Raw genomic sequence first — 15,373 nt, 5'->3', positions numbered from 1 at the left:
ATGGAAGGATGTAGAATTATATGACAACTGTAAAAGAACTTGTTCACACTTATCATGAGGATTTAGTAAATACAAGGAGACATCTCCATGAAAATCCTGAATTATCATGGGAAGAATTTGAAACAACAAATTATGTCTGTGCTTTTTTAGACACTTTAGAAATTCCGTATAAACGAATGAAACCAACAGGTGTTATAGCTGAAATTAAAGGAGCGAACCCTGGTAAAACAGTTGCTTTACGTGCAGATATGGATGCCCTTTCTGTTTATGAAATAAATCAACAGTTACCTTATGCTTCAAAAATAGATGGTAAAATGCATGCTTGTGGTCACGATGCTCATACAGCCATACTACTAACTGCGGCGCGCATTTTAAAACAATTGCAGCACGAAATTAACGGTACAGTACGCCTCATTTTCCAACCTGCAGAGGAAGTAGCGAATGGCGCGAAAAAAATGGTTGCTCAAGGTGCTGTTGACGGTGTAGATAATGTATTTGGCATTCATATTTGGTCGCAAATTGACTCTGGTAAAGTTCAATGTGCAAAAGGTGCTCAATTTGCTTCAGCCGATTTATTCTCTGTACGTTTTAAAGGACGTGGCGGACATGCTGCACAACCACATAATGCAATTGACGCAGTTATGATGGCCTCATCATTTGCATTAAATGCTCAAACAGTTGTAGCAAGAACGATAGATCCCATTCAATCAGCCGTATTGACAATTGGTAAAATGGATGTTGGAACGCGCTTTAATGTTATCGCAGAAAATGCATTAATCGAAGGAACTGTACGTTGTTTTGACGCTAATGTACGCAAACATGTAGAACAATCTATCCGCCACTATGCAGAACAAACAGCTATTTTATATGGTGGAACAGCTGAAGTGACATATAACTATGGAACACAAGCTGTGATTAACGGTAAAGAGAGTGCAGAACTCGTTCAAGAAATTGTTGAAACACATTTTGGAAAAGAAGCTTATTGGGAAGATGATCCAACAATGGGTGGAGAAGATTTTAGCTACTATTTAGATGAAGTACCTGGTTGCTTTGCTTTAGTCGGCTGTGGTAATACTGAAAAAGATACTCGTTGGGCACACCACAACGGGCATTTCAATGTCGACGAAGAGGCAATGGATACAGGTGTAGAATTATACGTTCAATATGCGTTGAATTACTTAAATCGTTAATGACAAAAGGGTTCTGCACCCCAAAAGTTAGAGTTAAAAACTGAACTGCACCCCAATTGTTAGACACATCTAACAATTGGAGGTGCAGTTTTTTATGGCTAAATATACGGCAGCGGAAAAATTACAAGCGGCTTTACGCTACTTAGAAGGCAAAGAAAGTTCACGTGAAATTGCTAAATCGATCGGGACAGATCATAAGGCCATTCTTAATTGGACGAAACAATATAAGTATAACGGTGTAGAAGCGTTTACAAAATCGTATACAAACTATACAGCACAGTTTAAACTAGACGTACTAAACTTCATGATTGAACAAGGTACGTCCTTACTTGAAACAGCGGCTATCTTCGGTATAGCCGCACCATCCACGATTCTTCAATGGAGAAAAATATTCGAAACCAAAGGATTTGATGCCCTTCAATCAAAGAAAAAGGGGCGTCCATCCATGAAAAAAGAAACAAATAAACAACCAAAACAAGCACCAGTAGAAGGCTCACCAGAAGCACTACAAGCAGAAATCGACCGTCTACGTATGGAAAACGAGTATTTAAAAAAGTTGAATGCCTTAGTTCAAGCCAAGGAAAAATCACCAAAGAAGACAAAGTAAAGATCATCTATGAATTAAGGCAAAAATACTCGGTGAAAGCACTTGTAACATTCGCACAAATTCCACGCAGCACGTATTACAATGTAGTAAAAAAGATGAATCGTCCAGACCGCGATGCCGAACTGAAGGCAGAAATCAAAGCGATTTATGAAGAACATGAGGGTCGTTATGGCTATCGCCGTATTCGCGATGAGCTAGCGAATCGTGGGCAAAAGGTGAATCATAAGAAGGTGCAGCGCATCATGAAAGAGCTGGGTTTAAAGTGCTTAGTGCGTATGAAAAAGTATAAATCCTATAAAGGTACCGTCGGTAAAATTGCGCCAAATATTTTAGATCGTAACTTTACAGCAGAGGCACCGAATGAGAAATGGGTAACAGATATTACGGAGTTTAAGCTATTTGGTGAAAAGCTCTATTTATCACCTGTTTTAGACTTATTTAACGGAGAAATCATCACGTATACCATTGGCTCTAGACCAACGTATTCTTTAGTATCTGAGATGTTAGAGAAGGCTTTAGAGAGATTGCCGGAAGAACATCAACTATTGATGCATTCTGATCAAGGCTGGCATTATCAAATGAAGCAATATCGCCATGCCCTTGAATCAAAAGGGATTGTGCAAAGTATGTCCCGTAAAGGGAACTGTTACGACAACTCCGTCATGGAGAATTTCTTCGGCATATTGAAATCGGAATTCCTTTACTTGAAGGAATTTGAAAGTGTGGAGCATTTTAAATTGGAACTTGAAAAGTATATAACGTATTACAACACAAAACGTATGAAGGCAAAATACAAAATGAGTCCGGTAGCGTACCGAACCCATTTCACTCAAGCTGCCTAAATGAAATAACCGTGTCTAACTTTTAGGGGTCACTTCAAACTAACTTTTGGGGTGTTTTTCTATGTCTAAATATAGTGAATAATACTAGGACGTGTCTAAAAACTCTACCTTATTGCGTTGCGTTAATTTGAAAATCGCAGCGATATAAACGAATGCCAAAAAAAGAAGTGGCTAATTTGTCATAACGCGCGGCCACTCGTCGGAAATGTTTGATTTTATTGAAAAAGCATTCGACTACGTGGCGTTCTTTGTAGAGATACCAATCGACAGACCACGGTTCTTTGGCGTTCGTACGTGGTGGAATCGTATAATGTGCGCTTGAAAAATCAAAATGAGTGTCCCGTCGTTCCGCCATTTACAAAAGCGAGCATACACTGCTTTTCAAAAGCCATAGTGTTCTGGCAGATCCACACGCCAATGGGCACCACTACGCGCAATCCACAGCGTCGCATTGAACATCTCGCGGTTACTTCGTTTCGAAGGACGACCGGTTGTGTACGGCGGGAAGAACCCTTCAATTTGTTTCCACTGTTCATCTGATAATTCGTAACGACTTGGCGCCATTTCATCCACCTCAATTTCTTGTTTTTAACATTGTATCATGAAGCGAAAATAGTTTTTAGACACAACCTAGTCAACTTAAGTCCATCCTCCCACCACCCCCCACCACCATCTACTCACAACAAAAAAACTCTCGCCTAAGCGAGAGTTAAGAGTTAGATCATATTGATTTTCGGGCTGTGGTGAACAGCTTGGTGTAAGACGTGTTGCCAGCGTTCTTTGTATGTGGCTTCTGCAAATTGTTCTGTTGCGTGTTGTTTTGCAGCTGCACCGAGTTTTAGCATGTGATCTGGGTTTTGGATTGCTTCAATCATGCTGGTTGCGAGTTGTTCGATATTGTCAGGTTCAACGAGTATGCCATTTTCATTATGCGTAATGTATGTCGTTGGACCGTATGTAATCGCATAAGAGATGGTTGGTGTGCCTTGAATCGCTGCTTCCGCATACGCATAATTAAGTCCTTCTGTTTTCGCTGTAATGATGGAAGCGAGGGCTTGTTGATAGATGTCTGCTACATTCGGATGGTAGCCTTTTAATGTGACAACTTTTTCAAGCTTTTCTTCTGCAATTAATTCTTGTAGATTCGCTTCTTCGTTTCCGACACCATAAATGTCTAAGCGTGCATCAGGTTCTTCTGCAATCACTTGTTTCATCGCTTTTATTGCGTGCTGTACTTGCTTATCTTCAATAAGGCGTGTCACCATGACGAAGCGATTTGGATCACGTAATGCTTCACTTGGCATCGCTTCAACTGTCGGTGGAATGACGTGAATATTGCCACGATTGCCGACATCACTGTGTAAATCAAGTTGCTGTTTTTCTGTTGATACAACCGTTGCATAGCCTTTTGGAATCGCATTAACGACTGACTTCATAAACTTTGGCATCGAACTACCAACTGTATAAGGTTCTTCTAAATGGTTATGTTCGACAACAAAAATTTTATCCGCATACTGATCTTCCACACCGAGTACGCGATCTGCTACACGTTCAGTTTCAGCAACAATAATCGGACGAACCGATTCTAAACGACATAATTCATTCACCCAGAAAGTTTGAAACTCTAAACGATTTTTAAAATCAAAGGCTTTTTGAATTTTCGGGTCAAATAGGAAGACACGTTGTTGTCCGCCTGTTAAATAGTTGAACCAGATTGTTAAGTAACAGAAGCCATCTGGTGTAAAGTAACTCTCTTGATTCTTCTTGTTGTTTGCTGGATGATATAAAATTTCGCGTGCTTTATATCCTGCTGGATGGAACTCCTCACGCGAAATACGTACGCGATTGTCATTGAAGTAGTCGACGAATTGTAAGCGACCATCTTCGTCCCAGCGCTTATATTTTGCATAGCGACCATTTTCAAAATAGCGTGCGTGATTGCCAGCATCTTCTACAAAGAATTCGTCTTCGAATTTATGACGGTTCTTTTCGTAATGTGCTTTTGAAACAGCCGATACTTCCACCACTGCAAAGCGATCACGATAGTAGTCGTATAAATTCACAATATGCACATCATGTGGAAGATGACCTGTGACATGAAGTTCACGTTCGATTTCCGCATAGTTTGGTTTGTAGTCTAATGTTACAAGAACAGGTTGGTAATCTGGCTGATTGAGCAGACGCGCTTGTTTTAATACTGCTTTATGCAAGCCTCTTTGTTCCGTATTGAGGTCATTGCTTACCAGAAATAATGTTTTTCTCACCGCTTGTCACTCCTATTCTTATTTATGCTTACGCTGCTTCGCCAATTGGTCGCGGAATTCTTTTTGCTTGGCTGGTGTCAGCTTATTATAGTCTTTTAGGAACGCCATGTAGTTACGCATGACCACATTTGTTGGGCCGAATTCACGTAAACGCCCACCCTCAATCCATGCAATTTTTGTACAGAAATTACGTACTTGAGAAAGGTTATGGCTGACGAAGAAAATCGTCTTTCCTTGTTTTTTATATTCGAGCATTTTTGCGAGTGACTTATCTGTAAACGTCTGGTCTCCAACAGATAATGCTTCGTCGATTACGAGGATATCAGGATTCGCTGTTACACTAATCGCAAAGCCAAGTTTCGACTTCATACCACTTGAATATTGTTTAACAGGTTGATAAATGAAGTCTCCAAGCTCTGAAAACTCAATGATTTCTGGCATGACTTCTTTAATCTTTTCTTTTGAATAGCCCATAAGTAGACATTTGAATTCGATATTTTCAGCACCTGTTAAGGCATTGTTCAGACCTGACTGAATCGCAATGACATTCACTTCACCATTAACGATTAATTCGCCCGATGTTGGTGGAACGAGTCCGCCAATGATATTGGATAAAGTCGACTTCCCCGAACCATTAATACCGACAAGTCCGACGACATCGCCTTCTTCTACTGAAAAAGTGATATTTTCAATCGCATTAAAAGATGAACCTTTTTTACCTGGAAAGATCAGGTCAGCAATTTGCTGGCCCTTCGTTTCATACATACGATATTTTTTTGTAATATTTTTTAAAATAACTGATTCTGCCATTTGAGCATCCTCCATAAAGTTTAGACAAAGTCTGAGAAGCGCGCACGGAATTTATAATGTGCTTTTGCACCGAAGTACAAGAAGATCAGTATAAGTGCTAAGTTGTATAATGCGAGTTCCCAATGATTGATGATATACCATTCATGTGTTAGTAACCCAGCACGGTAACCTTGCGCTAAGAAATAGAATGGATTCAACATTAAAATATTTTGTAATAATTCGGGCATGTCTTTTGAGCGATCCCACAGAATTGGAGAGATGAAGAACATCCCTTGTAGAACCGATTGAATGACCATTTGTAAATCACGTACAACGACTGTCAGTGTTGATGTAAGTAATGTGATTGAAAAGGCTAACACATATGACCATAATACGAAAATGATGAGTTCGAAATAGTGCCATGTCGGATAGTATCCGCCAATCCAGAAGATGACCATAATGACAGCGAGTAGCGCCAAGTGACCATAATATTTTCCCATAATAATATAACTCGGTATGCTCGAAAGTGGAAAATTCATCTTTGCGACCATGGAGTATTTTTGATAGATTGATTTTGAACCTTGTAAAATAGCTTTATTAATAAAGAACCAGAAAGAAATCCCCGCTAACATCCAGTATACATACGGAATACCGTCGACTTCTGCGTTTCGACGCATCACATAGCCGAAGATGAACCAATACATCGCCATTTGGATGGCAGGATTTAAAATTTCCCATATGAATCCAAGATAGTTCCCCTGATTATCAATGCGCAGTTGGAATTTCGCTAAACGCTGAACCAGATAAAATGAATTCACCTGTTCTTTAATGATATTAATCATTGCTTTCATATTGTATTTTCCTCTATTCCCTGTATTTCAAATAATTAGAACGAAATGCTGCGAAAATTAGTTCCAAAACGCTCCGAATATTCATTGCTTATTATAGCATATTCGCACCCAATTTAAGACACAATGTCCATGCGATTGAAAAAGAGAAATCGCCTTGCGGACGACTCCTCTTTTCGGATTACTTTTATTAATTTAATACGGTTTCACATGGTTCTGTTTCAACAGTTGTTTCATCTTCTACTGGTGGAATGTAGGCCGGTGCGAGTGTTTGTTTATAGAATACGCGCTTCACAACACGCTCCGAAGAACGTCCATCTTCCCATTCACAGAAGCGATTTTTGAAACGTTCGTAACGAGCAGGATCTGCATGACCTTCTGTTAACGCACGATCAATTTCAGCGATGAGCTCATCTTCTGTTTTGACAATCTTACCTGGCGCATCCGCTTCAATATCAATATAAAAACCACGTAGGCGATCACGATAATCTTCTAAGTCATACATATAGAAAATAATCGGGCGATCTAATGTCGCGTAATCGAAGAACACAGATGAATAATCCGTAATCAATAAGTCACTAATTAAATATAAATCGGCAATATCATAATAATCTGACACGTCGATAATAAAATCTTTATATGGCGTAAAGTCAAAGCTCTCTGACACAAGATAGTGCATGCGCGCTAATAAGACAAAATCATCGCCATATTTTTCTTTCATACGATTAATATCAAATTGGAACTCAAAACGATATTTACCTTTTTCGAAAAATTGATCATCACGCCACGTCGGTGCGTATAATACCACTTTTTTCTTCGGATCGATATTCAATGACTGACGAATTTGCTGCATACGTGCTTCAGATGGGTTATGTAAGACATCATTTCTCGGATAGCCTGACTCAATTACAGGTCCTTTAAAATGAAATGCACGTGATAAAATCTCTGTTGAGTATGCGTTTGGCCCTACTAAATAGCTCCAGTTTTTCGATTCTGAGATAATATTTTTACGATATTTCGAAGTGACTGTGCCTGGCATATGTACTTCCTCAATATCTGTCCCTAATCGCTTCAATGGTGTACCGTGCCATGTTTGCAAATAAGTTGTACCTTTAGGTTTTTTCATCCATTTCGCAAGACGCACATTATTCACCCAATACTGTGCTCTCGGGAATGTCAGCAACCATTTTAAAGAAAAACGCTTCATATAAGGAACATTCATTTCTTTAAACATCGGGATACTCTTTTTATTTACAGACCAAATCAAATCAAATTCTGGACAATTTTCTTTCATATATTCATAAATCGCACGTGGATTATCACTATAACGTTTACCATGAAAACTTTCGAAGACAACTAAATTCTCGATGCGTGGCTTTTTTGCCATATAACGATAAGCCTTCTTCAAGACTTTTGTTAATATATTTTTAATAGACAAAGTTGTTCACTCTTTCAATTTTAATAATTTTTCAACATACATCATACCATATTCCTATGATGAATCTTTCCATTTTTTTAAACTTTCAATATTTCGCCTTCAAGAGAATATGCTATAATAAAAAAAGTAGTAAAAAATTAAACTAACTTGGGTGAATCTATGACAAAAGAATTGTTAATTCAACTATTTTTACTTATAAATAAATTTTTCTTCGCACTTTTTTCCATCTTTCCGACACGTAAAAAGATGGTTTTCTTATGCGATTTTGGCGATAACGCTGCTTATACAATACAAGCACTAAACGAGCAAGGCTACTCAGATATTATCGTACTAAAAACGTCTCGTTGCAACGAAAATTTTTCAAATCTTAACGTAAAAAAGATTATTTTATTTGAGATGAAAGACTTACGTCAATATATAGGTGGTTTGTACCATATCTCTACTTGTAAAACGCTATTAATCGACAATTATGTACCGCTTTTACATGTGCTGCCGAAACATATCGAATGTATTCAACTTTGGCATGCAGCAGGTGCAATTAAAAAATTCGCACTTTCTGATCCGAGTATCGCATATCGTACACCAGCAGCAGTTCGTCGCTTTCGAAAAGTTTATAAACGTATGGATAAAGTGGTTGTCGGTTCGGAACAAATGGCGAAGATTTTCCGTCTAGCATTTCATAAGGATCCGGATGCGTTTTTACGCACAGGGATTCCGCGCACAGATTTTTATTTTGACGAGTCGCGTGTTACTGAGGTACGCACACGCTTATTTGAAAAATATCCAATCTTGCGTGAAAAGAAAGTTCTATTATACGCACCAACTTTTCGTGATTTAGAATTAACTACACAGCAAATTCCGATTCACTTTACAAAATTGATGCAAGATGTCGGCGATGAATATGTATTGATTATTAAATTACATCCTGCTGTTCAACATACAGTAGAAAATTTAGTAAACCCTCAAATTATCGTACTCGACAATCAAGTACCAATTCATGAAGTACTAACGGTAACTGACTGTTTAATCAGTGATTATTCGTCAATTCCGTTTGAGTATGCGTTCTTTAAAAAGCCACAAATCTTCTATCCATATGATTTAGATCAATACCGTATGAGTCGTGGATTTTGGAGTGACTATCCAACAATGGTTCCCGGACCTGTTGTGGATAGCGACGAAGAATTAGTACACGCAATTCTTCATCTCGATTTTGATGCAACTGTTATACAAGACTACTCGAGCCACTGGAATACGTATTCTACAGGTCAATCTTCTAAAAACTTAGCAGAATACTTACTAACTCACTTATAACACATCTTTCTTTTTTTAAATGGGTGTACTATAATAACCAAAAGTATGATTTTGGAGGCAAATTATGAAAACCGTTATTACGTATGGCACGTTTGATTTACTACACGCTGGCCACATCAACATTCTTCGCCGTGCTAAAGAAATGGGCGACTACCTAATCGTTGCCATTTCGTCGGATGAATTCAATGCACTAAAAGGCAAAAAAGCTTACTATAGTTTCGAAGATCGCAAAATGATTTTGGAAGCGATTAAATATGTAGACAAAGTCATTCCTGAAAATAACTGGGAACAAAAAGTTGAAGATGTACAAAAATACAATGTAGACTTATTCGTAATGGGACATGATTGGGAAGGCAAATTCGACTTCCTATCTGACTACTGCGAAGTATGCTACTTACCACGTACAGAAGGCATCTCAACAACAAAAATTAAAGAAGACTTAAAACAAGTCCAACGCTGAAACGATTGAAACCGAAAACTCTCTGAGATTGCAGAGCGTTTTCGGTTTTTGGTTTTTGAGTGGTAGGGATTCCCTTTCGGCGAGCAGGATTCCCTTTCGCGCGCGGTTTTGTCCCTTTCGGCGAGCAGGATTCCCTTTCGCGCGCGGGTTTGTCCCTTTCAATGGCGGCGATTCCCTTTCGCGCGCGGATTTGTCCCTTTCAGTGGCGGGGATTCCCTTTCGCGCGCGGTTTTGTCCCTTTCAATGGCGGCGATTCCCTTTCGCGCGCGAGTTTGTCCCTTTCAACGGCGCCGATTCCCTTTCGCGCGCGGTTTTGTCCCTTTCAACGGCGCCGATTCCCTTTCGCGCGCGGATTTGTCCCTTTCGGAGGCGGCGTTTCCCTTTCGCGCGCGGTTTTGTCCCTTTCAGTGGCGGGGATTCCCTTTCGCGCGACCATTTGTCCCTTTCAAATGCCAAGATTCCCTTTCGCGCGTGGATCAGTCCCTTTCAAATGCCAAGATTCCCTTTCGCGCGTGGATCAGTCCCTTTCGGCGAGCAGGATTCCCTTTCGCGCGTGAATCAGTCCCTTTCGGCGAGCAGAATTCCCTTTCGCGCGACCATTTGTCCCTTTCAAATGCCAAGATTCCCTTTCGCGCGCGGATTTGTCCCTTTCGGCGAGCAGGATTCCCTTTCGCGCGCGGTTTTGTCCCTTTCAAATACCAAGATTCCCTTTCGCGCGCGGATTTGTCCCTTTCAATGGCGGCGATTCCCTTTCGCGCGCGGATTTGTCCCTTTCGGAGGCGGCGATTCCCTTTCGCGCGCGGATTTGTCCCTTTCAACGACATCGATTCCCTTTCGCGCGCGGATTTGTCCCTTTCATAATCAAAAATTCATCCCAAACAAAAAGCACTCACATCCATGAGCGCTTTTTCACATATTAGTTTTGTTTAGCGATTTCTTGTTCGAATAGTTCATCCCATTCTTGGTATTGGCGTTCGCGTGTATATTTTTCATTGACGACTTGGTATGCATGTTCGCCTACTTCTAGAGCTTTTTCTGGTGTGTATAACCAGTCTGTCATCGCTTCTGCCAATGCATCGATGTCACCGTTTGGTACAACTTTTCCTGTTGTGCCATCTGTTAATTCACGTACAAGGTAGTTCACTTTGAAGCTGATTGCTGGTACTTTTTGTGTCATCGCTTCTAAAATAACTAAACTTTGTCCTTCGTAAATTGATGTGATGACTGTGAATAAGCCTTCGCTTAATTTTGTGAAAACATCGTTTGTATAAGGTAGTAGTTTTACTGATTTACGTAATTTTAAGTCAGCAATTAATTTTTTCAAAGCATCTTTTTGTGGACCATCACCGTAAATATGTAACTCAGCATCTGGTACTACTTCTACTGTTTTTTTGAATGCTTGGATTAATAAATCAAGACGCTTCTCTGAGTTATAACGACTGATTGTGACAACGCGATTTAGATGTTTTTTCGTCACTTGTAGTTCGCTTTCCGCTACATTCGAAATAACATGGATATTCCATTTTCGATCTGAGAATTGTGTCTCGATATCAATTTTTTGACGATTCGTTAAAACAACGATTGGTGCATCTTCATCTTTATTATTAAGTACATGTTTGATATCCGGTTTTACTTCACTACCGATTGTATATGGTTCTAATAAATGGTTCGTATGGATTGTATAGATACGAATCGCTTTCTCAGCTGGAATGTGTTGTACTTTCGGACTTGTGCCTGGTCCATCACAAATAATGATTGGTTTTACTTCTTCTAAATCACATAATTCCTCTAAAAAACTCGCATGAAATTCTAAGTTAGAAGGGAATACTTTTGCTTCTTGACGATCTGGGCTAAATAATACAATTCGCTGCGGCTTACCTGTATTATGATTAAACCAGCGTGATAAGTAGCAAAAACCTTCTTTTGTATAATAATGAATTTGCGTTACTTTATTGTTAGATGGGTGATATGTTTCTTTTTGTAGTAAATAACCGTCAATATGATAAATTTCGCGTTCAATGCGTACTCGTATTTCTGAGAAATAATCGACAACGCGTAAACGTCCTTCGTCATCCCATCGCTTATACTTTACATAGCGACCATTATCGAAATAGCGTGCTACTTTACCATCTAGTTGGTAATGGTAACCTTCTTCTTCTCGTTGTAAATTACGCTCATACTGTGCACGTATTTCTTCATTCACTTCACCACGGGTAAATTTATTACGATAGTATTCAAAAATATTAATAACTTCCGATGTTTCTGCAATGCGTCCTTCATATTTCAGCTGTTTTTCAATTTCAGGATAGTTTGTTTTGTCATCCAATGTGACAAGTGCTGTACTATATTTATCATTATCGAATAAATGCGTACGTGAAAACATCACGCTATTAATACCGCCTTTATTGATGTTGACATCATTCACAGCCATAAAAATTTTTCTTTTCATTAATTTTGTTCCCGTTGCCAAAAACCTATAAAAATCTATAAGCAATGTTTATTTCCTGTTTCTTTGTATCTGCTTTTACCGAAGCTACTCACATTTGATATGATACTCCACAGGCGTTAATTCGGGTACAACGAACCCTACACATTAGTAGTATCTTGTAAGTGACTAAGCTACTAATTCTCCAAATTTAGCTAAATTTAACGCAGCATTCATATCTCTGTCTATCTCTAATCCACAGTCACACTTGTAAACTCTATCAGATAATTTTAAATCTGATTTAATTTGTCCACAGCACGAACATGTTTTAGAAGATGGGAAGAAACGCCCAACTTGTATAAATTCAATTCCGTATTTTTCACATTTGTATTTCATTTGACGGAGAAATTCATACATCTTTTGTTTAGCTACTGCTTTAGCTAAATGACGATTTTTCATCATTCCAACTACATTCAAATCTTCCATCACAACTTTACAAGGTTTGGTTTTCACTATTGTATTTGTCGCTTGATGAATGTGGTTGTTTCTAATGTTAGCTAACCGTCTGTGTAGATTTCGTATTTGCTTTTCTATTTTTATAATGTTACATGTTTTGACAAATCGGTTTCCCTCCTTATTCATCTCGTATTTTCGAGAAACGCTTCGCTGTAACCTACGTAAACGTTTCTCAATCTTTTTCACTTCTTTTGTTTTGTTAATGTTTTTGAACACCATTTCATTCGAGCAAATTGCTAATTCTTTAACTCCTAAATCTACTCCAATTACTTCATTCGTTAATTCTTGTTTTACTTGTTCTTTCTCTACTCCAACAGAGATATACCAATACTTTCCGTCAAAAGATACTCTAGGATTAGTATATTTCACCCCCATTGGTATTTGTTCAGAAGTTGCAACCCATCCTACTTTCTCAATTAACACCGTGTTCTTTTTTACTTTAAGTTTCACATTATCATTATAGAAAGAAGGTTTAGATTTCTTTTTAGATTTGAATCTTGGGCGTTTCGCCAAACCTTTAAAGAATCTCTTATACGCATTACAAGCATCTTTAACAGCTTGTTTAGCTACATTATTTGACACTTCACTCAACCATTGGAAGTCCTCTTGTTTTTTAATTTGTGTGATTTCTTTTCTTAAAACATTGTCAGATAAGAATTTCAACCCTCGTTGATAATTTTCTTGTTGTCTGGCTAATGTCCAATTGTATACCCATCTTGCCACACCAGTAGATTTCCATAACTGAATTTCTTGTTCTTTAGTTGGTTTAATTCGTATCTTCTTTGCTAGTATCATTCTCTTTCAACTCCTTAATTAATTTCTTAGCCTTATTCGCCCGTCTCCCTTGTAATTTGCAACTAAATACAGTAACAATCTGAATTAAATCTTCGACCAACTCTTGATCATCTGTCTTTGGAGTATTGTCGATAACCTCAATCTTTGTTCCGTATTTAGCAAATAAATTTTCCAAGATTTCAAATCCGAATCGTAATAACCTATCTTTGTATAAAACTACAACTCGATCTACTTTGTAATTTAGGACTAAATCAATAACATCATTTAACCCTTTTTTGTTGTAGTTTATGCCACTACCTATATCTTTCACAATCTTAAATGGATTACCTTGAGACAGTAAGTATGATTCCATGTTTTCCACTTGTCTCTGCAAATCATCCTTTTGCTGATGAGAAGATACTCGACAGTAGCCTATAGTTATTCTCGATTCTGATTCAGGAGAATGTAAACCAAGAAAATATTCAAGTTGTTGTTGAGAGTAATAACGGTGTCCAGAAGGTGCTGTATATTGGGGATTTAATTTATTTGTCTTATCCCAGTTTCTTAAAGTCTGAACTGTTACTCCGATTTCTTTAGCGAATTGACCAATACTATATTTTTTCATACATTACATTCTCCTTTGAATTAGTGGATAATTCTATTGTGTTATGAAATGTATGAAAAATCAATAGTTTTTTATATATATTTATAGTTTTATTCTAACTGTTAATCACCTCCTATTTTCGTTCCATACAAGATATAACTAAATCTGCGACACGTTCTGTTGATTTTCCATCTAAATCATCAAAAAATTTATCTGTGAAATCTTTGTAGTCAACATGTGGATGATTCAATTGATTTTGTAGTACACGCACCATTTGATCGGTATCTCGAACGATCTCTCCAGGTGTAAACTCTTCATATGGGACATAAAAATCACGTGCTGAAATATATTCTTCTAAATCAAAACAATAAAAAATCATCGGTTTATTTAATAAAGCATATTCAAAACAAACAGATGAATAATCTGTAATGAGTACATCTGTAATAAATAATAGATTATTAACACTTGGGTATTTTGTTAAATCAAAAATTTTATCCCGATATGCTTCTGGAATTGAGATTTTCTTTTTAACAAATGGATGCATTTTAATAATAAAGACATCTTCTTCACCCAGTCCTTCATAAATCTGGTCTAAATTAAGTTGTTCTTTTGGAAACTTAGCACTTGATTGACCATTTCCTCTAAAGGTCGGTGCATATAAAGCTACGCGCTTCCCAATAAACTGTGGGTATTTTTCATAAACTTCTTTTGTTTTTTGCTGTTTATAAGATTCGTCAAAAAAGACGTCGGTTCTTGGTACTCCTGTTGCAACAACACAGGATTCATCGATGCCAAAGCCCTCTGCATAGAAAGGAGCTACGTATTTCGAGCTAACAATCGCCTTTGTATAATTGCGATGTGCATTCGAATCAGGTTTTGGGCCACCTGGTTTACCAATTCGACTAAAGCCAAATGTTTTAAAAGCACCTACCGCATGCCAGATTTGAATTAGATCGGCACCTTTTCGAATTTTCAATGGATAAATCATCGGATAAAAATCATCGAGTAAAATAACTTTTGAGCGTGCCAAATTATACGCTAATTGAATAATTTCAATATAGCGTTTGCGTGTTTTAACGGATGGCTTTAATAAAAAGTAGTAACTATAATTTTTCTTTCTTTGCAACTCATCGTAAACGAATTGGAAGTTATCACTCATTGTTTTGCGGCTGTCTGATAAAATCGAAATGCGATTTTTGTTAATTGGTAGTAATGAAAACATTTTATAAAGCATCTGAAAGACTTCTTTTTTAAATCGCCGATCAACTTTTTGCTTGAACGTCAATTTTTTCGCCATGTAACTTC

At 37.9% G+C, this 15,373-nt stretch carries 12 protein-coding genes and 1 pseudogene; 4 read left to right on the top strand and 9 right to left on the bottom strand.

Translation table 11 applies throughout. From position 1 onward, the window contains the following. The first annotated feature begins 20 nt into the window (after positions 1–20). Positions 21–1,190 (top strand): amidohydrolase, encoded by a 1,170-nt coding sequence (locus QN089_RS02030; RefSeq protein WP_285215834.1) that lies wholly within the window; start codon positions 21–23, stop codon positions 1,188–1,190. Between the two features lie 94 nt (positions 1,191–1,284). Further along, a protein-coding gene (locus QN089_RS02025) for an IS3 family transposase (RefSeq protein WP_285215258.1) occupies positions 1,285–2,639 on the top strand; the annotation gives its coding sequence in 2 pieces (ribosomal slippage) (positions 1,285–1,738 and positions 1,738–2,639; 1,356 coding nt in all). Positions 2,640–2,723: 84 nt separating this feature from the next. Here QN089_RS02025 and QN089_RS02020 read toward each other — a convergent pair. The 5 genes and pseudogenes from QN089_RS02020 to QN089_RS02000 all read right to left on the bottom strand — a co-directional run bounded on the left by QN089_RS02020 (position 2,724) and on the right by QN089_RS02000 (position 7,927). Next, positions 2,724–3,203, bottom strand: a pseudogene (locus QN089_RS02020) (transposase). A 152-nt stretch (positions 3,204–3,355) separates the two neighbouring features. Continuing rightward, positions 3,356–4,903: a glycosyltransferase gene (locus tag QN089_RS02015; RefSeq protein WP_285215833.1), complete on the bottom strand. Its 1,548-nt coding sequence runs from the start codon at positions 4,901–4,903 to the stop codon at positions 3,356–3,358. Positions 4,904–4,921: 18 nt separating this feature from the next. After that, positions 4,922–5,713 (bottom strand): teichoic acids export ABC transporter ATP-binding subunit TagH, encoded by a 792-nt coding sequence (gene tagH / locus QN089_RS02010; RefSeq protein ID WP_068455778.1) that lies wholly within the window; start codon positions 5,711–5,713, stop codon positions 4,922–4,924. Between the two features lie 20 nt (positions 5,714–5,733). After that, positions 5,734–6,543 carry an ABC transporter permease gene (locus QN089_RS02005; protein WP_068455780.1) on the bottom strand — a complete coding sequence of 270 codons (810 nt, stop codon included), beginning with the start codon at positions 6,541–6,543 and terminating at the stop codon, positions 5,734–5,736. Positions 6,544–6,730: 187 nt separating this feature from the next. Beyond that, a complete protein-coding gene (locus tag QN089_RS02000) occupies positions 6,731–7,927 on the bottom strand; it encodes a CDP-glycerol glycerophosphotransferase family protein (RefSeq protein ID WP_285215832.1) in 1,197 nt (398 codons plus the stop codon). A gap of 210 nt (positions 7,928–8,137) precedes the next feature. On the opposite strand from QN089_RS02000, the gene QN089_RS01995 reads away from it, so the two are divergent. Further along, complete coding sequence (locus QN089_RS01995; protein WP_285215831.1) at positions 8,138–9,289, top strand: CDP-glycerol glycerophosphotransferase family protein; 1,152 nt, start codon at positions 8,138–8,140, stop codon at positions 9,287–9,289. Positions 9,290–9,353: 64 nt separating this feature from the next. Beyond that, on the top strand, positions 9,354–9,749 hold the full coding sequence (gene tagD, locus QN089_RS01990; protein WP_285215830.1) for a glycerol-3-phosphate cytidylyltransferase: 396 nt from the start codon (positions 9,354–9,356) through the stop codon (positions 9,747–9,749). Positions 9,750–10,665: 916 nt separating this feature from the next. Here tagD and QN089_RS01985 read toward each other — a convergent pair. From QN089_RS01985 to QN089_RS01970, 4 genes are all read right to left on the bottom strand, one after another. Beyond that, on the bottom strand, positions 10,666–12,198 hold the full coding sequence (locus tag QN089_RS01985; RefSeq protein WP_068455789.1) for a glycosyltransferase: 1,533 nt from the start codon (positions 12,196–12,198) through the stop codon (positions 10,666–10,668). Positions 12,199–12,363: 165 nt separating this feature from the next. Further along, positions 12,364–13,485 (bottom strand): RNA-guided endonuclease InsQ/TnpB family protein, encoded by a 1,122-nt coding sequence (locus QN089_RS01980; protein WP_285215557.1) that lies wholly within the window; start codon positions 13,483–13,485, stop codon positions 12,364–12,366. Next, a complete protein-coding gene (locus tag QN089_RS01975; RefSeq protein WP_285215558.1) occupies positions 13,457–14,089 on the bottom strand; it encodes an IS607 family transposase in 633 nt (210 codons plus the stop codon). Before QN089_RS01975 ends, QN089_RS01980 begins: the two co-directional genes overlap by 29 nt. A 112-nt stretch (positions 14,090–14,201) precedes the next feature. Further along, positions 14,202–15,365: a CDP-glycerol glycerophosphotransferase family protein gene (locus QN089_RS01970; RefSeq protein ID WP_285215829.1), complete on the bottom strand. Its 1,164-nt coding sequence runs from the start codon at positions 15,363–15,365 to the stop codon at positions 14,202–14,204. Between the last annotated feature and the right edge of the window lie 8 nt (positions 15,366–15,373).

It is taken from the genome of Kurthia sp. YJT4 (genome assembly GCF_030219945.1).
Taxonomy (GTDB): domain Bacteria; phylum Bacillota; class Bacilli; order Bacillales_A; family Planococcaceae; genus Kurthia; species Kurthia gibsonii.
This window is presented reverse-complemented; position numbering and strand designations above follow the sequence as displayed.

Coding starts and splice junctions, on each gene's coding strand:
- QN089_RS02030 (WP_285215834.1), top strand. CDS start 21: ATGACAACTGTAAAAGAACTTGTTCACACTTATCATGAGGATTTAGTA.
- tagH (WP_068455778.1), bottom strand. CDS start 5,713: ATGGCAGAATCAGTTATTTTAAAAAATATTACAAAAAAATATCGTATG.
- QN089_RS02005 (WP_068455780.1), bottom strand. CDS start 6,543: ATGAAAGCAATGATTAATATCATTAAAGAACAGGTGAATTCATTTTAT.
- QN089_RS02000 (WP_285215832.1), bottom strand. CDS start 7,927: ATGGCAAAAAAGCCACGCATCGAGAATTTAGTTGTCTTCGAAAGTTTT.
- QN089_RS01995 (WP_285215831.1), top strand. CDS start 8,138: ATGACAAAAGAATTGTTAATTCAACTATTTTTACTTATAAATAAATTT.
- tagD (WP_285215830.1), top strand. CDS start 9,354: ATGAAAACCGTTATTACGTATGGCACGTTTGATTTACTACACGCTGGC.
- QN089_RS01985 (WP_068455789.1), bottom strand. CDS start 12,198: ATGAAAAGAAAAATTTTTATGGCTGTGAATGATGTCAACATCAATAAA.
- QN089_RS01980 (WP_285215557.1), bottom strand. CDS start 13,485: ATGATACTAGCAAAGAAGATACGAATTAAACCAACTAAAGAACAAGAA.
- QN089_RS01975 (WP_285215558.1), bottom strand. CDS start 14,089: ATGAAAAAATATAGTATTGGTCAATTCGCTAAAGAAATCGGAGTAACA.
- QN089_RS01970 (WP_285215829.1), bottom strand. CDS start 15,365: ATGGCGAAAAAATTGACGTTCAAGCAAAAAGTTGATCGGCGATTTAAA.